At 66.3% G+C, this 17,115-nt stretch carries 20 protein-coding genes; 11 read left to right on the forward strand and 9 right to left on the reverse strand.

The window, feature by feature from the left end; all coding sequences use genetic code 11:
* Positions 1-158 precede the first annotated feature (158 nt).
* Positions 159-1,304 (forward strand): hypothetical protein, encoded by a 1,146-nt coding sequence (locus LZC94_43550; protein WXB14687.1) that lies wholly within the window; start codon positions 159-161, stop codon positions 1,302-1,304.
* Between the two features lie 37 nt (positions 1,305-1,341).
* Here the strand turns inward: LZC94_43550 and LZC94_43555 are convergent, their stop codons facing one another.
* Positions 1,342-1,710 carry a hypothetical protein gene (locus tag LZC94_43555; protein ID WXB14688.1) on the reverse strand — a complete coding sequence of 123 codons (369 nt, stop codon included), beginning with the start codon at positions 1,708-1,710 and terminating at the stop codon, positions 1,342-1,344.
* A gap of 450 nt (positions 1,711-2,160) precedes the next feature.
* Positions 2,161-3,012 carry a hypothetical protein gene (locus LZC94_43560; GenBank protein WXB14689.1) on the reverse strand — a complete coding sequence of 284 codons (852 nt, stop codon included), beginning with the start codon at positions 3,010-3,012 and terminating at the stop codon, positions 2,161-2,163.
* A 32-nt stretch (positions 3,013-3,044) separates the two neighbouring features.
* Here LZC94_43560 and LZC94_43565 point away from each other — a divergent pair, with 32 nt between their 5' ends.
* Genes LZC94_43565 through LZC94_43575 form a run of 3 tightly spaced genes read left to right on the forward strand, consistent with a single transcriptional unit; the run spans position 3,045 to position 5,987 of the window.
* Positions 3,045-3,869: a fumarylacetoacetate hydrolase family protein gene (locus tag LZC94_43565; protein WXB14690.1), complete on the forward strand. Its 825-nt coding sequence runs from the start codon at positions 3,045-3,047 to the stop codon at positions 3,867-3,869.
* Between the two features lie 10 nt (positions 3,870-3,879).
* Positions 3,880-4,752: a formylglycine-generating enzyme family protein gene (locus tag LZC94_43570; GenBank protein ID WXB14691.1), complete on the forward strand. Its 873-nt coding sequence runs from the start codon at positions 3,880-3,882 to the stop codon at positions 4,750-4,752.
* Complete coding sequence (locus LZC94_43575; GenBank protein WXB14692.1) at positions 4,749-5,987, forward strand: competence/damage-inducible protein A; 1,239 nt, start codon at positions 4,749-4,751, stop codon at positions 5,985-5,987. The genes LZC94_43570 and LZC94_43575 overlap by 4 nt, the downstream gene beginning before the upstream one ends.
* 21 nt (positions 5,988-6,008) lie before the next feature.
* On the opposite strand, the gene LZC94_43580 is transcribed toward LZC94_43575, so the two are convergent.
* Entirely contained in the window at positions 6,009-7,472 is a 1,464-nt protein-coding gene (locus LZC94_43580; protein ID WXB14693.1) for a hypothetical protein, read from the reverse strand.
* A 14-nt stretch (positions 7,473-7,486) separates the two neighbouring features.
* Positions 7,487-8,173, reverse strand: coding sequence for a ribulose-phosphate 3-epimerase (gene rpe, locus LZC94_43585; protein ID WXB14694.1), 687 nt, complete (start codon positions 8,171-8,173; stop codon positions 7,487-7,489).
* A gap of 65 nt (positions 8,174-8,238) precedes the next feature.
* Between rpe and LZC94_43590 the strand changes: the two genes are divergently transcribed.
* The gene (locus LZC94_43590) at positions 8,239-8,769 is read left to right on the forward strand and encodes a GNAT family N-acetyltransferase (protein ID WXB14695.1); all 531 of its coding nucleotides are present in this window, start codon (positions 8,239-8,241) and stop codon (positions 8,767-8,769) included.
* On the forward strand, positions 8,756-9,283 hold the full coding sequence (locus LZC94_43595) for a cyclic nucleotide-binding domain-containing protein (protein ID WXB14696.1): 528 nt from the start codon (positions 8,756-8,758) through the stop codon (positions 9,281-9,283). Before LZC94_43590 ends, LZC94_43595 begins: the two co-directional genes overlap by 14 nt.
* On the opposite strand, the gene LZC94_43600 is transcribed toward LZC94_43595, so the two are convergent.
* Complete coding sequence (locus LZC94_43600; protein WXB14697.1) at positions 9,284-9,595, reverse strand: hypothetical protein; 312 nt, start codon at positions 9,593-9,595, stop codon at positions 9,284-9,286.
* Entirely contained in the window at positions 9,592-9,855 is a 264-nt protein-coding gene (locus LZC94_43605; protein WXB14698.1) for a hypothetical protein, read from the reverse strand. Before LZC94_43605 ends, LZC94_43600 begins: the two co-directional genes overlap by 4 nt.
* A 460-nt stretch (positions 9,856-10,315) precedes the next feature.
* Between LZC94_43605 and LZC94_43610 the strand changes: the two genes are divergently transcribed.
* The 4 genes from LZC94_43610 to LZC94_43625 all read left to right on the forward strand — a co-directional run bounded on the left by LZC94_43610 (position 10,316) and on the right by LZC94_43625 (position 12,870).
* Positions 10,316-11,017, forward strand: a complete 702-nt coding sequence (locus LZC94_43610) for an ABC transporter ATP-binding protein (protein WXB14699.1) — start codon at positions 10,316-10,318, stop codon at positions 11,015-11,017.
* Between the two features lie 97 nt (positions 11,018-11,114).
* Positions 11,115-12,155 (forward strand): hypothetical protein, encoded by a 1,041-nt coding sequence (locus LZC94_43615; GenBank protein ID WXB14700.1) that lies wholly within the window; start codon positions 11,115-11,117, stop codon positions 12,153-12,155.
* Between the two features lie 116 nt (positions 12,156-12,271).
* Complete coding sequence (locus LZC94_43620) at positions 12,272-12,604, forward strand: nitrous oxide reductase accessory protein NosL (protein WXB14701.1); 333 nt, start codon at positions 12,272-12,274, stop codon at positions 12,602-12,604.
* A complete protein-coding gene (locus LZC94_43625) occupies positions 12,601-12,870 on the forward strand; it encodes a hypothetical protein (protein WXB14702.1) in 270 nt (89 codons plus the stop codon). Before LZC94_43620 ends, LZC94_43625 begins: the two co-directional genes overlap by 4 nt.
* Before the next feature lie 210 nt (positions 12,871-13,080).
* Here the strand turns inward: LZC94_43625 and LZC94_43630 are convergent, their stop codons facing one another.
* The 3 genes from LZC94_43630 to LZC94_43640 all read right to left on the reverse strand — a co-directional run bounded on the left by LZC94_43630 (position 13,081) and on the right by LZC94_43640 (position 16,145).
* Positions 13,081-13,587 (reverse strand): CarD family transcriptional regulator, encoded by a 507-nt coding sequence (locus LZC94_43630; protein WXB14703.1) that lies wholly within the window; start codon positions 13,585-13,587, stop codon positions 13,081-13,083.
* Positions 13,588-14,117: 530 nt separating this feature from the next.
* Positions 14,118-15,257: a Ppx/GppA family phosphatase gene (locus LZC94_43635; GenBank protein WXB14704.1), complete on the reverse strand. Its 1,140-nt coding sequence runs from the start codon at positions 15,255-15,257 to the stop codon at positions 14,118-14,120.
* Between the two features lie 78 nt (positions 15,258-15,335).
* The gene (locus tag LZC94_43640; GenBank protein WXB14705.1) at positions 15,336-16,145 is read right to left on the reverse strand and encodes an OmpA family protein; all 810 of its coding nucleotides are present in this window, start codon (positions 16,143-16,145) and stop codon (positions 15,336-15,338) included.
* A gap of 471 nt (positions 16,146-16,616) precedes the next feature.
* Between LZC94_43640 and LZC94_43645 the strand changes: the two genes are divergently transcribed.
* Complete coding sequence (locus LZC94_43645) at positions 16,617-16,964, forward strand: hypothetical protein (protein ID WXB14706.1); 348 nt, start codon at positions 16,617-16,619, stop codon at positions 16,962-16,964.
* Positions 16,965-17,115 lie beyond the last annotated feature (151 nt).

Here is a 17,115-nt window from a genome sequence, read left to right on the forward strand (position 1 = left end):
GGAAAAGGCGGATCCGGGAATTTGGTCAACAACGTCCCGGCGCATTATCATTTCCGCCGATGCGGCGTGGTCGCAAACACGCGCAACTTCTTTGCAAATGGACATCTGGCGGTCCAAAACGGTCTTGAAACGGTAAAACGGTTAAAAACGGTAGTGGTGTGACGCCCCACGAATTCGAAGAAATATCCCTAGTCATCGACGTCATTCGGAGTGAAACGAAGGCTCCGGAGGGCTGCTTTGCGAACGCCATCCGCCGTTATGTCCAAGGACTGAACTGGCCGCCCACGTTTTACGTCAACCCCGCGTACCGCGCGGAGCTGCGCGTGCTCTTGCGCGGTCTGCAACTCAAGCCGCGCGAGCGCGAGGACATCGTGGCGATGAGCGTGGCGCTGCTGGAGCTCATCTCCAGCGCCCACGCCGATGTGCGTCTCACCTGGCGCCAGGCCTTCACGGGGGAGCCGGGCGGCGGGGGGCTGTATCCTCCTTCTGCGCCCAGCCCCGAGGAGTACGAGCGCCGTGAAAAGCTGCTCGCGCGCCGCTGGGCCGTGCACCACCTTTTGACGCACGGCCGCGAGGCGAACGAGGTCGCCGTCGACGTGTTTCTGCAGTCGGAGCTGGAGCAAGCGCTGCGCGCGCGGGTGGACGCCTTTTATGGCACGCCGCGCGAGAAGGCGAACACCATCGACGAGCACGAGCCCATCTTCGCCGAGCACCGCCACTGGGCGCTCAAGCCTTCGTTCCGACTTACCTCGCTCATCGCGATGGCGTGGGAAGAGTCGTGGCACTTCAACTCCGTCACGCCGAAGCACGATAGCCGCCCGGGCGAGTTCACATGGACCCCGCTCGACGAAGCCACCACCATCCGTTATTGCGAGAGCGCGATCATCAAGGCGCGCTACGTCTACGCGACCGGTCGCGATGCTGCCGCGGCCTTTTCGCGCTTGCGCTCCCTCGAGGTGTTCGAGCCCTCCGAGCTGGTGACCCTGGCGCGCGCGGAGCCCGATGCCGTGGCGCGCCGGCTGTACGTGTTGAAAATGGGCCTTTCGGCGACCCCGCGCGGCGTGTTGGTGCGCGAAAAGCGGGAGCCCGAGGCCGACGTTCTCGCGTTCCTCGCCGACACCATGGGAGCCCCCGAGCCCGAGCTCCGCGACGCCGCCGTCACCGCGGCCAACTTCCTCAAATGGGACATGCTTGCTCTTGCGATGGAAGCCATCGTCGAGGGCGACGAAATCTCGGAGCTGCGCACATTGGCGGCCCGCACCTTGCGCGAAATCCGCCGCTACGCGCACGCCATGGATGGCTGATGCGAGCTCGCACGCGCGGCCACCGAATGGCGCCGGCTCAAGGCTCCAAAGGCTCGAGCGGCTCCAGTGGTTCGAGCGACAACTCGGCGTCCTCTGCACGTTTGGTGGCGCGGGCGCGCCGATAGATCGCCCACGCCTCTTCCGAGAGGCGGAGCGCTTCGTTCTCGTCCGCCTCGGCGCTCGACTCGCACAAGAAGAGGCGAGCGAGCTCGAACAGTAATTTGGATGACGCACGCCCTTTGGGTCGCGCTCCATCCGGCTTTTCTTCGCGGCGCACTACGCTGCCTGCTGGTTCCCAATCGATATGGGTGGGAGATACCTGCTGCTCATCGCGTGAATGGACGGAAGTGTGCGCCGATATATTTATAAGTGGTTGCACAAAAGCCTTTTTGACCTCGGTGGTCATGATGACATCGGCTCACGGGCACACGCAGAATTTCAGCACGGCAGTGCAGTTACTTCCGGTTACTTCGCCAACCGTCGCATCTTCCGCCTTACGTGGATTCTACAAGTATGCTTCCTGGAATGAAAATTACGAGGCTGCTCGAAAGCGAATATTATTTCGCATGCGAGTTGGAATACGCGCCCCGCGCTTCCGCCGCGGCAGTCTTCACATGGATTCACAATCCGCGTTGATCCGACAACGCGGCCACCGCTCGTGCCGCAAACCGTTCAACGGTCGTGAGGCGCTCCTTACCTTAATGCTTCGCGGGTCGAGCGGCATCCCCAGCTCGATGCTTCACGGGTCGAACGGCACTCCCAGCTCGATGCTTCACGGGTCGAACGGCACTCCCAGCTCGATGCTTCGCGGGTCGAGCGGAGGGCTCAAGCGCGCCTCCGTCGCGCCGTCAAACACCTACGGCGCCAGCTCGAGACGCGCCGTTTGCGGCAGCAGACCCGCTGCCACGCCGCGGGCGTAGAGCTCGCGGATGGCGTGGATCACGTCGGGCTTCATTTCGCGCGTGTCCTCATTGGCATACATGGCGAGGTAGCGATCGAGCAGCGCGCGGTCGAGCGGCAGATCGGGGCGCTTTTCGGCGGAGAGGAGGGACTCGAGCATTTCGTCGCGGTGCTCGAGGGCCCATGCGATGGATGCGCGGCAGAGACGGGAGACCTTGGCGATGGTCTCTTCGCCGAGACCGCGGCGGATGGCGTTGCCGCCGAGGGGCAGGGGGAGCCCCCCGGTGGCGGCGGCCCACGCTTCGCCCAGCTCCAGCACCCGGTGGAAGCCCTCGCGCTCGTAGGTGAGGCGACCCTCGTGGATGAGAAGAACGGCGTCGACCTCCCCCGAGCGCAGCGCGTCGAAGGCTTTCGAATAGGGCGCGATGGGGATCACCACCGGCTCGAACGCAGGGCCCACCAGGCGCAAGGTCAGGTATGCGGTCGTGCGCAGCCCCGGAACGCCGATGCGCTTTCCGGCGAGGCTCTCGATGCTCCGCGGCTCGCGCGCCACGACCACGGGACCGTAGCCGCGGCCGACCGAGGCGCCATGGGGGAGCAAAAGCCAGTCTTGGGCGATGGTCGCGTAGCGGGCGATGGATACGGCGAGCACGTCCACGTCGCCGCGCTCGGCGCGCTGGTTGAGCGACTCGGTGTCCTCGCGCTCGGCCACGAAGGTGAGACCCTCGCCATCGATGCGCCCTGCGAGCAGGGCCCAGAACATGAACACATCGTCGCTGTCGGGGGAGAAGGCGAGTCGGATCGGCATGGTGGCCTCGGGATGATACGATGGCTCCCACCATGCGCATCGTCCGTTTTTCCCCCCCGCCGTCTACCGCCCCGAACGCGCAGGATCCGCGCGAGCCGGTGTTCGCCATTTTGGACGATGCGCGCCCCGCCGGTGAAGGTCGGGCGCCGCGAGCAGGGTCCCTCCGGGTGCTCTCCCGCGCGCCGTGGCTCGGGGGCTCCCCCACCGGCGAGGTCGTCCCGTACGACGACCGCGTCGCGCTCCTCGCCCCCGTGGCGCCCTCGAAGATCCTCTGCGTGGGGCGCAATTATGCTGCGCACGCCAAGGAGCTGGGCAACGAGGTTCCCAAAGAGCCGCTGCTCTTTCTCAAGCCCCCGTCGGCCCTGATCGGCCACGAGGGCACCATCGTGCTACCGCCCGAGAGCACCCGGGTCGAGCACGAGGCGGAGCTCGGTGTGGTCATCGGCAAGCGCTGCCGCGCCATCGCGCCGGAGCAGGCGCGCGCGCACATTTTCGGGCTCACCTGCACGGGCGACATCACCGCGCGCGATCTCCAGCGCTCCGACGGCCAGTGGGCGCGCGCCAAAGGTTTCGACACCTTTTGCCCCGTGGGCCCCTGGATCGAAACCGATCTCGACCCCCGGGACGTGCGCATCGCCTGCACGGTCAACGGCGCGACCAAGCAAGATGGGCGCACCGCGCAGATGATCTTCCCGGTCGACGTTCTCCTCGCCTACGCCAGCCGCATGATGACCCTGGAGCCCGGCGATCTCGTGCTCACCGGCACCCCCGAGGGCGTCGGTCCCCTCGTGCACGGCGATCGCATCGAGATCACCGTCGAGGGCATCGGCACGCTCGGGTGCGCGGTCCGAAAATAGCGCGCGGCGCATGTCCGAGCCTGCTCCTCCGACCGAGCCCGCGCGGCGCGGCCTGCACATGGCCCTGGGCGCCGCCATCATCGCGCTGGTGACGGCGGCCGTGGTTCTGCGAAAGACCGGATCGCACGTCGAGTGCGGACCGGGGTTCGTCGCGCGCGCCCCCCGCTGCCTCGGTTGCCCCGCGCCCCTGATCGCGAGCGCCGGCGGCTGCGATGCGCCCGATGTGCGCGTCGAGGTTCCGGCGACCACATTTACGTTGGGCCCCTCGGACTGGGAGGCGCAAGGCCGGGTGGCGCCGCGATTGGTGCATGTTGCACCTTTTGCGATCGACGCGTACGAGGCCACGGTGGCCAAGGTCGAACGTCGCCCCTCGCCGGATGGCGCGCGGGCGGCGAGCAACCTCACCCGCGACGAGGCGGCGGCGTACTGCGCATCGCGCGGCGGGCGTCTTCCCACCGAGGACGAGTGGATGGCCGCGGCTGCGGGCGATCGTCCGCGGCGGTACCCGTGGGGGGATACGGGGGCGGTGTGCCGGCGGGCGGCTTGGGGGCTCGATCGCGGTCCTTGCGCGCACGGGGCCTTGGGGCCGGACACCGTAGGAGCGCACCCCGATGGCGATACACCCACGGGAATTCACGATTTGGCGGGAAATGTTGCGGAGTGGGTGGCTTCCGACGCTTCGGGAGGGCCAAATTCGCCTGCCGGCGGCGCCTTTGGGGTCGCGCGGGGTGGAAGTTACCGCACGGAGCTTGCTACCGAGCTCCGCACCTGGAGTCGGATGGAAATTCCCCCGTCATCTCGAAATTTGGAGGTCGGCGTTCGATGCGCCTACGAAGGCTCGTCCGGCGCCGCGATTCCGGGTTACCCTCGTCGATCCCCATGACGTGCGCCGTTCTCTCCATCGGGACCGAGCTGACTCGCGGCGAGCTCGTAAATTCCAACGCCGCGTGGCTCTTCGCCAGCCTCACCGATCTTGGCTTCGACGTCTCGCTCGGCGCCACGGTCGACGACGACGAACCGCGAATCTTGCGCGAGCTCGAGCGGCTGGCCCAAACGTCGCGGGTCATCGTGTGCACCGGCGGGCTCGGGCCCACCACCGATGACATCACCACCTTGGCGGTCGCGAACTTGCTCGGCGTCTCCCTGGAGCGCGACGAAGCTTCGCTCGAGCACATTCGCCGCCGCCTCGCCAAGTTCGGCCGCACGCTGACCGAGACCAACGCCAAGCAGGCCGATTTCCCAAAGGGCGCCGAGATCCTCGCCAACCCCGTGGGCACCGCGCCCGGCTTCAGCGTGCGCATCGGCACCGCGCTCGCCTTCTTCATGCCGGGCGTGCCGCGCGAAATGAAGCGGATGTTCGAAGAGCAAGTGGTGCCGCGCATCCGCGATCTCGCCCCCAACGACAGCTACCAGATCCGCCTGCGCACCTTTGGATTGCCCGAGAGCACCGTCGGCGAGCGCCTCGATGGCGTCGCCCAAGCGTTTCCCGGCATCACCATCGGCTACCGCGCGCACTTCCCCGAGATCGAGGTCAAGGTGCTGGCCCGCGGGGCCACCCAAGCCGCCGCCCGCGATCTCTGCGAGCGCGCCACCCTCGAGGTGAAGCAGCGCCTCTCCGACGTGATCTACGGCGAGGCCGACGACACCTTCGCCGGGGTGACCGGCCGTCTGCTCCGCAAAAAGGAGTACACCCTCGCGGTCGCCGAGTCGTGCACCGGCGGGCTGGTGGGCCACCTGCTCACGCGCGAGCCCGGCGCCAGCGACTTCCTCCTGGTCGACGTGGTCACCTATGCCAACAGCGCCAAGACGCGCTTGCTCGGCATCGACGAAGAAGTCATCCGCGGCCACGGCGCCGTCAGCAGCGAGGTGGCCTGCGCCATGGCCGAAGGCGTCAAGCGCGTCTCCGGCGCCGACGTGTCCCTCTCCCTCACCGGCATCGCAGGCCCCAGCGGCGGCTCGCCCGAAAAACCCGTGGGCACCGTCTTCATCGCCGTCGCCGGCCCCTCCGGGGTCAAGGTCGTCGAGCGCCACTTCCCCGGCGACCGCCACCAGATCCAAACCCTCGCGGCCTATGTCGGATTGAACCTCGTCCGCCAAATGTGCGGCGCCCCCGGCTGACGGCACCGGGGGCGGCTCGCGCTACGGAGCCGGCGTCGCCGCCCCCAGCTCCGCCAGCCACTTTTGCATCAACGCGCAATCCGACGTCTCCTTCGACGCCGCCGCGCCCATCTCCGTAGGCCCCACCGCGATCATCAAATCGCGCCCTTTGCGCAAGACCGCGATCGGCCCCAGCCCTTGCCGCGCCACGCACGCCGAAGATGCCGGCTGCTTCTTCGCCGGCCCCACCTTCGCCTCGATGGCCGGAACGAGCGCGGCATACGCCTTCTCCGCGTACGCCGCCGGCTTACCGCGCGGCCCCGCGTCATAGCGAATGCGCCAGGCGAAGGCGAACTCGTTCTTCCCTTTTTCGAGCAGAACGCCCCGATCGCCGCCCCAGTGCGCGGCCACCGTGTGCGCCGTCTCCTCGTCCATCCACTCCGCGAAGTAGATGCGGACCCCGAGCTCGCCGTAGACGTCGGTCTCCTTCTCGTTCCACCCGGCGCCCAGCGCATTGCGCGTGGGCACGCTCACCTCGATGGCCGGCTCGTGGGCCTCGTATTTGTCGATGTGCAGGATCTGCTCGCTGGTCACCGGCGCCTTTTCCCACGCGCGGTTGACCGCCTCCCAGCCGCCCTTGCGCCGCAGCGCGTGCACGAACAAGGTCCCGTCGAGGTACGGCGCGATCAGCCCCGCGCGCATCACGTGCGGCGCCGACGAGCCTGGCCCCTTTTCCATGCCCTGCGCGATCGACGAGGAGAAGAGGGCCTCCGGCATGTCCAGCGCCGTGCGCCCCGTGCCCTCGATGATCACGTCCAGCATCGCGCTCGTCGCGTCGCCCTCCGCCAGGGCCGAGCGCGCGCTCGCCTCGTCGCCATGTCCCGGCTTGTATTTGCTGCGGGCGGCCAGGTCCCAGTTCTGATCTTGCAGCGCGTGCACCAGCTCGTGCGCGAGGGTGGCCTGCGCGTTCTCCTCGTCGAGATCGGCGGCCATGTACATGGTGCGATCCGCCGGCTCGTAGTAGCCCGCGATCTGCGCCTCCAGGAGCGCGAACATCTCTTTTTCGTAGTCGAACGCCACCGGCACGAACCCGAGCAGCTGCAGCACCAGCCCCTCGTCGCGGATGGTCGCAGGTGGGAGCTCGCGCGCCACGTGCTCTTTCACCCGGGCGAGGAGCCGCTCGCGCGCCAACGTGCGCCCGGGCACCTCTTTCTTCGTCTCGAGCCCGCGCACCCCGCTGACCTTCTTCAGCATGCGCGCGATGCGGCGCTGCTGCTTGGCGGCTTCCTCGGGGCCGACGTCGTCGGGCGGTGTGGCCTTGGGATCCGCGGGCGGGGGATCGGCTGCCGCCAGCGGGACGGTGGCCACCGGGGTCGGTGCCGGCTTGGAGCTCGAACACGCCGCCCCAAAGGTGACCAGCGACATGGCCAAAAGCGAAAGAACGGGTGCAGAAAACGCCGAAATCAATGCGCCGCGGTCGAGCCGGCGCGCGAGCCTCGTCATCACGCAGTCACCTCAACTCAGTTCGTAAGCCCTTTGCGGGCTTCGTTCAAAATAGTCGAAATGGCGCGATCGTAGGGAGGTTGGTTGAAAACGGCGTTTCCAGCCACCAGCGCCCGCGCCCCCGCCCGCACCGCGCGCTCCGCGGTGTCCTTGGAAATACCGCCGTCGATCTCCAAATCGATGTCCCGTCCCGACGCGTCGATCATCTTGCGGATGGCCGCCACCTTGGGGAGCACGCTCTCGATGAACGACTGACCGCCGAAGCCGGGGTTGACGCTCATGACCAAAATGAGGTCGGCCAGCTCCATCACATAGCGCAAGGTCTCCTCGCTCGTGGACGGGTTCAGGACCACCCCGGCCCGCAGACCGAGGTGCCGAATCCGCTCCAGGGTGCGATGCAAGTGCGTACAAGCTTCCACGTGCACCGTGAGGCCATCGGCGCCCGCCTCGGCGAAAGCATCGATGTATTTTTCCGGCTCCACGATCATCAGGTGCGTATCGAGCCTGAGCTTGGTGATTTCGCGCAGCGCGCGTACGACCAGCGGGCCGATGGTGATGTTCGGAACGAAACGCCCGTCCATGACATCGACGTGAATCCAATCCGCGCCCGCGGCCTCAACGGCGCGGACCTCCTCCGCCAGCCGTCCGAAATCGGCGGACAAGATCGAGGGTGCGATGATGATGCGATCCTTAGCCTGCTTCATGATCTTCCTTGCCCGAAAACGAATTCGGGAAGAACCTGTCTAGCGTAGTTGGTGTGGTTGGCCTATTGGCCCTGACTGCCATTTCAGCACATACGCGTCCCATGGAAACCCGTCGCATCACCAAAGCCGACTTCGATCATATCGTCGAGGTGATTGATCGCTGGTGGGGTGGTCCTATCCACGCGCAGGTCCATCCGATGTTCTTTTACGAGCTGGGCGACCATGCCCTCATCGTGGAAGAAGGCGGCATCATCATCGGATTTCTGCTTGGGTTCGTCGCCACGAGCGAGGTCGTCCGAGACTACCCCAAGGCGCCCGGCGCGGGGATAGGGGTTAAAACCGGCTACGTTCACCTGGTCGGTATCCACCCCGAGCACCGCAGGCGCGGCGTCGGGCGGCTGCTTTACAGGGATTTCATCCGCGAGTGCATCGCGGCCGGCTGTACCCGGATGAAGGCCATCACCACCACCGGCAACGAAGGATCCATCCGCTTTCACGTGGCCGTCGGCTGGGAATCGCTCGAAATGGAAGACTACGCCGGCTACAAGCGCAAGCGCATCGTTTTCACCAAAGATCTCACGAATGAGCGAGACTGATCCCGCTGCCGCCCTCTCGAGCCTGGCCCCCGTCACCGCGGCCCGGCTTCGTGAAATCGGCTTGTTCGGTGCCCTCTCCGATGAGGTCATCACCCATCTCGCAGCCTCCTTGAAGCCGCTCCACCTCGCGCCGGGCGACGCCATCTTCCGCGAAGGCGACTCGGCCCGCGAGATGTACGTCGTCCTCGACGGCGAGGTCGAAGTGCTCAAACGCAGCCGCCGCAGCCGCGACGTTCGCGTCGCCATCCTCGGCCCGAACGACACCTTCGGCGAGATGTCCCTCATCGACGTCCAAGCCCGCTCCGCCACCGTGCGCGCCGTCGCGCACACGCGCCTCCTGCGCATGGCCAGCGAAGATCTGGACTGGCTTTACCGGCACGATCTCAAGTCGTATGCCCTCATTACGCTCAACATCGCACGCGATCTGTCCCGCCGCTTGCGCGTCGCCGACGGCATCCTGGCCGACTTCGCGGCGAGCGTCCTCGACGAGTACGTGGTCGGCGGCCGTACGTAGCTAGTCGCCGTCGTTGGCGTCGGCCGCGCCAGCGTCGGAGCTCGCGTCGACGCCCGCATCCGCGGGGCCGGCGTCGGCGTCCGTGGGACTGGCGTCGCCCGCGTCGCGGGGGAGCATCGCGCCGGAGTCCCCGCGCGGGAACGATACGCCGCCCGAGTCGGGTTGGTCGCCGGGGGGAATCGGCTGCGGGTTGAGGGTGCAGGCCACCCACGATGCACCCGTCAGCATCGCGCCGAGAAGGAGCTGCGCGCTGCGGCGAAGCTTGGGCGTCCGCCGTTTTTCTCGTCCGCTCGTCCGTCTCCGGGCGCTCAAGCATCACCTCCGTCGCCGGCATCTCCGGCATCGCCCGCACTGGAGTCTCCGCCCGATCCTTCCACCGCCCCGTCCTTCCGCGTGCCGGGGCAGGGCGGCTTTTTGCACCCGCCGCCGCTGGTGAATCCTCCATCTTCCAATGTATCGCCCGGCGGAATCGGCTGCGGATTGAGGGTACAGGCCATCCATGCTGCACCCGTCAGCGCGAGGCACCCGTAGGAGCGCCACGCGCGAAGCCGCTTCATTTTTCGCGGGCTCATGCACCGTCTCCATCGGCCGCACTGCCGGCATCGTTGCCGCCATCCCCGCCATCCCCGCCGTCGCCGCCATCCCCGCCATCCCCCGCGTCGCGCCCTGCATCCCCGGCATCTCCGCGCCCGCCGTCGCTGCTCCCATCGCCACCGTTGCACCCGCCCGGGCGCCCGCCGCAATTGGAACCCGGGGTTCCCTTCCCGCCATCGTCGGTCGCCCCGGGCGGAATGGGTTGGGGATTCAGCGTGCAAGCGCCCCAGACAAACGCTAGCCCAACGGTCCACAGGACCCCGCGCCACGCCTTCGCCTGTGACTTTGCCGTTCGAGCGCCCATCGAGTGGCGAACCCCCTCATTCTTGTGGGTTTTCCCCGCCGCTGTCCTAGCATCGTCGATGCCACGCCAAATAGCCCTGCAATCTCGTGGGGCCATTCCCCTTCCCAATGACAAACGTGCCAACTTGGCGCAACATGGCACAAATGGCAGCGGCGGTTCGAGTCGAAGGCTTGGTGAAGCGCATTCGCGACGGGCGCACCCGGCGAACGATCCTCGATGGCATTTCGCTCACCGTCGAACGGGGCGAGCTGGTTCTCCTTCGCGGCCCGAGCGGAAGCGGCAAAACGACGCTCCTGGCGCTGGTCGGCGCCATGCTCTCGCCCACCAGCGGCGAGGTGCACCTCGATGGCGAGGCCACCTCGCGCCTGCGCGAATCGTACCGCGCCAAGGTGCGTCGGCAGAAGGTGGGCTTCGTGTTTCAAGACGTGGCCCTGGTCGACACCATGAGCGCGCGCGACAACGTTCTTCTCCCGTGCGTGCCCGACGGCATCGGTCCCCGCGAGATCGAGCGCGCCGACGCCCTGCTCGCGCGCTTCGGCGTGGCCTCGCTCGCGCGCACCGAGGCCCGCGGCCTCTCCGGCGGCGAGCGCCAGCGCGTGGCCCTTGCCCGCGCCCTCATGCGCGATCCGCCGCTGCTCCTCCTCGATGAACCGACCGCACACTTGGACGAGGAGCGCGCCGCATCCATCGCCGGCGATCTCGTCGCGCTCGCCCGCGAGGGCCGCGCCGTGCTGGCGGCCACCCACGATCCTCGCCTGACCCAGGCCGCCGGCGTGGCGCGCATCCTGGACTTGCACGGCGGAAAACTTCACGAGCAGGAAACCCCGGCCGCGTGAGCTTCCGGTGCCGGCCGCCGCACATCTTCGCGCGCGCCGGGTGCCCGCACGTGCGCGCGCACGTCGCATGTGAAAGAGTGACGTCCCGGGCATCGCCGTGACCGTGCACCTCGTCAACCTCCTCGAGCCTTGGGTCCTGCTCCGTTTGGTCGCCGGGGTCGTTGCCGCCGTGTTGCTCGGCCGCGCCGCCCTCGTCGCGCTGCGCGTCCTGCTCCACTTCGATCTGCAGAGCGCCAACGAAGGGCAGCTGGCCCTGGAGCGTCACGTCGAGCTCAGCTCGACCTTCGTCCGCGTGGGTACGGTGGTGCAGGTCCTCGCGCTGGTCTTCACGGTGCTCGCGTCCGATCGACTGAGCCACGGCATCCGAGGCGCCATGTGTGCCTATGGGGTGTTCCACGCCAATGAGTGGGGCTTTCCCGCGCTCTACGCCACCTTCGGCGTCGCGCTCTTCGCCGGCATCGTCGCGCAGGTCTACGCGTTCGATCGGCGCCTTCCGCGCCCCGATCTGGTGCGGCCGCTGTCGATCCTCACCTTGGCCCTCGCGCCGCTCGCCACCATCGATCTGGGGCTCACCACGCGCTTTCTCCTGGAGCTCGATCTCTCGGTCGTGGCCTCGTGCTGCTCCGTGCAGCTCGATCGCGCGACGGCCGGGAACGTGACCTTCGCCAGCGGCCCGCGCGTCGCCTCGGCCATCGCCGCGCAAGTGGCCGTCGTGCTCGCGGCGGCGGCGGCGCTATGGGCGGCGCGCCGTCCGCGTGCACCCCGCGTGACCCTCGCGGGAGCGCTGTCGATCGTGGCCTTCCCCGTCGCCATCGCGGCGGTCGTGCTCGAGGTGGCACCCTACGCCTTCGAGCTGCCCGACCACATTTGCCCCTTCTGCCTTCTGCACGCGGACGTCTTCGGTCTGGGTTACTTCCTGTTCGGCGCCATCTTCCTCGCCACCACGTGGGGAGGCGGCGCCGCGCTCGTCGCCTTGCTCGCGCGCCGCTTGCCGCACGTCGATGCGGGCATCTTCGAAGGGTTCGCGCGCGGCCGCATGCGGCGCGAAGCCTGGGCGTGGGGCTTTGCGCTGCTCTGCGCCCTCGCACCCATCGCGCGCTACACGTGGATCAACCAAGGAGCGTCGCTCTTTCCGTGAGAAGCACCCGAAGAAGCCTCGCGCTCGTCCTGGCGCTCGCCTTGGCCGCGCCCGCCGCGGTTCTTTCGGCGTGCCGCTCGCCGGCGGATGCGCGCGACCGCTGCGCTCGGTGCGGGATGAAAATCGCGAACGGGAGCCTCTTCGCCGCCGAGCTTCGAGCGGACGATGGGCAAACGCTTCGGTTCGATGCGCTGCGTTGCGCGCTGGCCGCTCGCCTCGATGGACGTCCGACCGCCACGCTCCATGTTCATGAGTACTACGACGGTCGCGTTCGCGAGGTCGACGACTCCATCGTCTTTGCGCTCGGCAGCGATGTGATGGGCCCGATGGGCTCCGATCTCGTTCCGGTCGCAAAGGCCCAGATGACGAAATTTGCCGCGGACCACGGCGCCAAGCGATTCGTTTTGCTAAGGGAGATCGATACGGCGATCCTCACGCAGATCCCATGACTCAGCCCACCGTGCCATTGCCACCAAAGCTACGCCGCGCCCTCGAGCTCGTTTATGCGCTCGAGGGGGTCGCCTCTGCCCGCATTTGGCAATGGGGCGATCGCATCGCCCTCGGCGTTCGCGCCGGACGCGCAGCGGCACCGGCCGAGCTCCTCCGTCGTGTGGAAGATGCCGTCTCCGCGCTGCGTGAGCCGGGTGAAGTCTGGGATTTCGGGCTGCTCGACGACGACATCGTCCCCGAAGCCAAGCCGGACGAGCTGACCTAGCACCCGTAGCACCCGGTTTGGCGGTTTGGCGTAACGGACTCGATGTTACGCTTTGCGCCAAGCCGCGGCGCACGTCGTCGAAGACGCTTCGCGACGCTACCGCGGCTTACGCTGTCGAGAAATTCTTCAAATGCGACCGGCGGTCTGGAGAGCCTCGAAACCCGCAGATTTCGAGGGGCAAACCTCAAAGGCAGCAGTCGCGAGAGACAATCAATTGGCGATGAAGAGCGCTTCGATTTCGGTCTTGACGTCGTCTTCGGTTTGAGCGCGCGCGACGGCAATTTCTTTGACGATCAGCCCGCGCGCGGTTTCGAGCATGCGGCGCTCGCCGAACGAGAGCTGTTTGTCGGTCTTCAGGCGATAAAGATCGCGGAGGACCTCGGCGACATCGTAAATCGAGCCCGTCTTGATCTTGTCCATGAAACCGCGGTAGCGGCGATTCCAAGTCTGGTTGTCGAACGCAATGGTGCGCTCTTTGAGAATGTCGAAGATCTCGCGGATTTCCTGCTCGTTGATCACTTGACGCAGACCGACCGCGCTGGCATTCGTCACCGGGACCATGATCTTTCGGTCCGTATCGAGGATGCGGAGCACGTAGAAGCGCTGGCGGCTTCCTGCGATGTCTTTCTCCTCGATCTTGATGACCTCGGCGACCCCTTGGGCGGGGTAAACTGCCTTGTCACCAACGTTGAATTTGACGTCCGTCCCAGCTTGCATGGTATCTCCTTGTCCAAGTGAATCGATGGGTGCGTCCGTCACTTCGCAGCTCGCGCCCCTTTACGCGCCCCCCACGTAATTGAGGCCGCACGGCGCACCGCACCCTTTCCGGGAGTACCTGCAAAGGCCGCCCGGCTCGTAACAACATCAAACTTCATCCTCGCACTGGCCTTGGGGCACCGGTCTGGTTGGGTGGTGCCTTAGGCGTTACACCTGACCTATCGGAATGGTCGACAATGCGACTGACTGGCTGGCGGGAGGAACCAGGAACGAGGTAAAACCTGGAAAACTTAGAAAACCGGAAAACTCGAGGGCTTGAAAACAGAGCTTTCGAAACGAAAACGAAACAGAAACAGACGAGTTGGAGGGCCGAGTTTCCAGTAGGTCGGGCTGCCTTCCCGCAACAGCATCCTGCAACAGCCTACCGCAACAGCTCTTCGCGACCGGTGGATATGAAGCGAGGCGAGCGCACTCTAGTTCCGTCGCCACGTGTTTGTCAAATTCTTTCAGCCGCCTTCCATTGATCGCGCTCAAATTTCGAGCGCATTTTTCGGCGTTTTTTGTGAGGGAACGCTCACCTCACCACTTAATGTAGCAGCCGACCGACAGAGCGCAACCGCGAGCCCCCAGCGAACTCCACGGTCGGAAATCACGACGGATTCCGCACCCCAGTGCTCGAGCAGCGCGAGCGCCACCAGGCCCCCTGCCACGATCACGTCGGCCCGTTTGGGCTCGAGCCCGGGCACCTCGCGCCGCGCGGCCAGCGGCAACGACGCGAGATACTCCACCACGCGGCGAAGCTCGCTCGTGGGAAGACGCTTTCCGTGCACCCGGGTGCCATCGTAGGTGGTCATCTGCATCGACACGGCGGCCAAGGTCGTCATGGTGCCGGCGATGCCGATGGGCGGCATGTCGCCGGTGAGCGGAGGGAGCTCCGCGAAGGTCGCGCGAAGCTCGCGCGTGATCGTATCCAGCTCGTCCCGTGACGGAGGATCGCTTCGCACATGGCGCTCGGTGAGGCGCACGCTCCCGACGTCGAAGCTTTTCTCGTAACCGACGGACCCGCGCCCCGCGTGACGCTCCGCCCCATCGGCCGTCGTGGATCCTTCATCGAGACCCGACGCGGCATGTGCGCCGGGGTGCTCGATGGTGCCGCGCACCACCTCGGTGCTCCCTCCGCCGATGTCGAAGACGAAGACCTCGCGCCCGTGCTCCCTGCGACCATCGGGCTCCGCGGCCTTCGATGCGGGTGCGTTCGTTGCTTCGCTCCCGGGCTCGGCGCTGGGTAGCCCGACGAGCGCGCCGGCGAATGTCAGCTCCGCCTCCTCGTCGCCGCCGATGACCCGAAGGTCCACCCCGAACACCTTCCGGATGTGCTCCTGGATGACCTCACCGCCGCGTGCGTCGCGCATGGCGCTCGTGCCCACCACCGCGATGCGCTCCACGCCAAGGCGCTTCACGATGGCCCCGTAGGCGTCGAGGCAGGCCGTGGTGCGCGCAATGGCGTCTTGGTGGAGCGTTCGCGTGCGGTCGACCCCCTGGCCCAGGCGCGTGATGGTCGCGTGTTCTTCGACCGCCTGCGGGGCGCCGTCGGGGCCTCGCTCGGCGACCAGCAGCAAAACGGTGTTGGTTCCAATGTCGATGGCCGCGATGCGGGGGGAGCTCGTCATGGCGCAAAAAGTAAAGGGTCGACCCTCTCGGATCGACCCTTTATTTCGAAGCTCGTCGCGGCCGGTGCCGCGCCGGGCTCACTTGATGTTGTTCAGATTGAGCATCTCTTCGACGTTCGGCTGGAGGACCAGCTCGACCCGGCGATTCTTGTTCCGATCGTCCTTCGACTGGTTCTCGACCGTACCCGCGATCGGATCGGTCTCGCCGTAGCCGGCCGCCGACCAGTTCTTGGGATTAAGACCGCCGCCGCCTTTGCCCGTGGGCTTGGCGCCGGGCTTGGTCGCCTCCTTCGGCGTGATCAGGTAGAGCAGCACGGTGCGGGCGCGGGAGACCGAAAGTCCCCAGTTGTCTTTGAAGGGTCCGCCGCCGTACGGTTCGTTATCGGTATGGCCGGCGACCTGGAAGATGCGTTGCGCCAGCGTCCCATCGCTCCCAATGACTTGAGCGACTTGGGCGAGCACGTCTTTGCCCGTCGCTTTGAGCTCGTCCTTGCCCGAGTCGAAGAGCACGTCGCCCGGCAGCTGGATGACCATGCGGTTGTTGCGGACGACGACCTTGAGGCCCACCTGCGTGAGCTTGTCGAGGCGCGTCTTCAGGTCACGAAAGCGCTGCTCGATCGCGGCCAGCTGCTCGGAGCGTTGCTTGTATTCTGCAACGGCCTGCTTGAGTTTGTCCGAGTCGACGCCAGCTTGCTTGAGTTGGCCCCGGAGCTCGTTGATCTCGGACTGCGCCTGGCCGTACTTCGCCTGGTCCTCGGCCAGTTGACCGTTCGCGGTCTTGAGATCGGCGGAGAGCTTGTCGATCTCGCGCTGCTTGGCGGCCATCTCTTCGTCCGTGTGGCCGCAGCCCGCGACCGTGAGCAACAACGCTGCCGATCCGGCGAGCATGCTCCATCTGAAACTCCCTCTTGCCATCACCTCCGCACCTCCTCTTTCATCAGGAACCGGCGTAAAAACGCGGCTAAATTCGTCTGTCGTGGGTTACTCGAAGTCCGTGTCGGCGAACCTAGCTTCGGGTCGTTTCGCGCGTCAAGTCGGGCATCGCTCGCGCACATGCACCTTGCGCCGAGCGTCCGCGGACCGCGCGAGTCGAGTGGCTGTGCGAAAAATCGACACCGGAGAACGAAGCCAGCCTCGGCGACATGGCATCGGAATCACCGGAATGCATGTTCGAGGGTGATTGCAAGGCAATTCTGCGCCGGCTCGGTTCGAACATTTCCGCAATGTGCGGGCAGAAAGAAAAATGATCCGAGTCAAGCTGGGAAATGCTTCGCCGACCGACAAAGCAACTTTTTTGTTTGACAACTGACGTAGGTGACCATATACGTCATGTAAATCACCTTCTAGGAGGGATAGGGAATGGCTGCGAAGAAGGCTGCGAAGAAAGCACCGAAGGCTACGAAGAAGACGACGAAGACGCCGAAGAAGACCGCCGCTAAGACGGTCAAGAAGCCGGCCAAGCGCAAGGCCGCCAAGAAGGCCGCGACCAAAAAGGGAGGGGCCAAGAAGGCTGCCAAAAAACCGGCTAAAAAAGCCGCCCCAAAGGCGGCGAAGGCGGCGAAGTCTCGTGGCCGGGCGGCTGCGAAGCGTTCGTCGGGCGGCCGCGGCAAAGCGTCCGGCGCAAAAGCTGCGCCTCCTGCTGGTGTACCGTCCATGTTGGGTGGAGCCCCCACGTCGGCTCAGGGCCTCGACGACGGCGAGGAGTAGAACCCACCGTCCTCCTTATGAGGCGAGCCCCAGTATGGGGTGGGTTAGCGAAAGGCGTCGCATTCGCATCCAGCGAACGGCGCCTTTCGTATTTAAAGGCGTTTTGAAGAGCCATCGCATGCGGGCGGGCTCTTCGGCGCCTTTATCCTTT

Source organism: Sorangiineae bacterium MSr11954, from assembly GCA_037157815.1.
Taxonomy (GTDB): domain Bacteria; phylum Myxococcota_A; class Polyangia; order Polyangiales; family Polyangiaceae; genus Pendulispora; species Pendulispora albinea.

Coding starts and splice junctions, on each gene's coding strand:
- LZC94_43555 (WXB14688.1), bottom strand. CDS start 1,710: ATGACCACCGAGGTCAAAAAGGCTTTTGTGCAACCACTTATAAATATA.
- LZC94_43560 (WXB14689.1), bottom strand. CDS start 3,012: ATGCCGATCCGACTCGCCTTCTCCCCCGACAGCGACGATGTGTTCATG.
- LZC94_43565 (WXB14690.1), top strand. CDS start 3,045: ATGCGCATCGTCCGTTTTTCCCCCCCGCCGTCTACCGCCCCGAACGCG.
- LZC94_43570 (WXB14691.1), top strand. CDS start 3,880: ATGTCCGAGCCTGCTCCTCCGACCGAGCCCGCGCGGCGCGGCCTGCAC.
- LZC94_43575 (WXB14692.1), top strand. CDS start 4,749: ATGACGTGCGCCGTTCTCTCCATCGGGACCGAGCTGACTCGCGGCGAG.
- rpe (WXB14694.1), bottom strand. CDS start 8,173: ATGAAGCAGGCTAAGGATCGCATCATCATCGCACCCTCGATCTTGTCC.
- LZC94_43595 (WXB14696.1), top strand. CDS start 8,756: ATGAGCGAGACTGATCCCGCTGCCGCCCTCTCGAGCCTGGCCCCCGTC.
- LZC94_43605 (WXB14698.1), bottom strand. CDS start 9,855: ATGAGCCCGCGAAAAATGAAGCGGCTTCGCGCGTGGCGCTCCTACGGG.
- LZC94_43610 (WXB14699.1), top strand. CDS start 10,316: ATGGCACAAATGGCAGCGGCGGTTCGAGTCGAAGGCTTGGTGAAGCGC.
- LZC94_43620 (WXB14701.1), top strand. CDS start 12,272: ATGAAAATCGCGAACGGGAGCCTCTTCGCCGCCGAGCTTCGAGCGGAC.
- LZC94_43625 (WXB14702.1), top strand. CDS start 12,601: ATGACTCAGCCCACCGTGCCATTGCCACCAAAGCTACGCCGCGCCCTC.
- LZC94_43630 (WXB14703.1), bottom strand. CDS start 13,587: ATGCAAGCTGGGACGGACGTCAAATTCAACGTTGGTGACAAGGCAGTT.
- LZC94_43635 (WXB14704.1), bottom strand. CDS start 15,257: ATGACGAGCTCCCCCCGCATCGCGGCCATCGACATTGGAACCAACACC.
- LZC94_43640 (WXB14705.1), bottom strand. CDS start 16,145: ATGCTCGCCGGATCGGCAGCGTTGTTGCTCACGGTCGCGGGCTGCGGC.
- LZC94_43645 (WXB14706.1), top strand. CDS start 16,617: ATGGCTGCGAAGAAGGCTGCGAAGAAAGCACCGAAGGCTACGAAGAAG.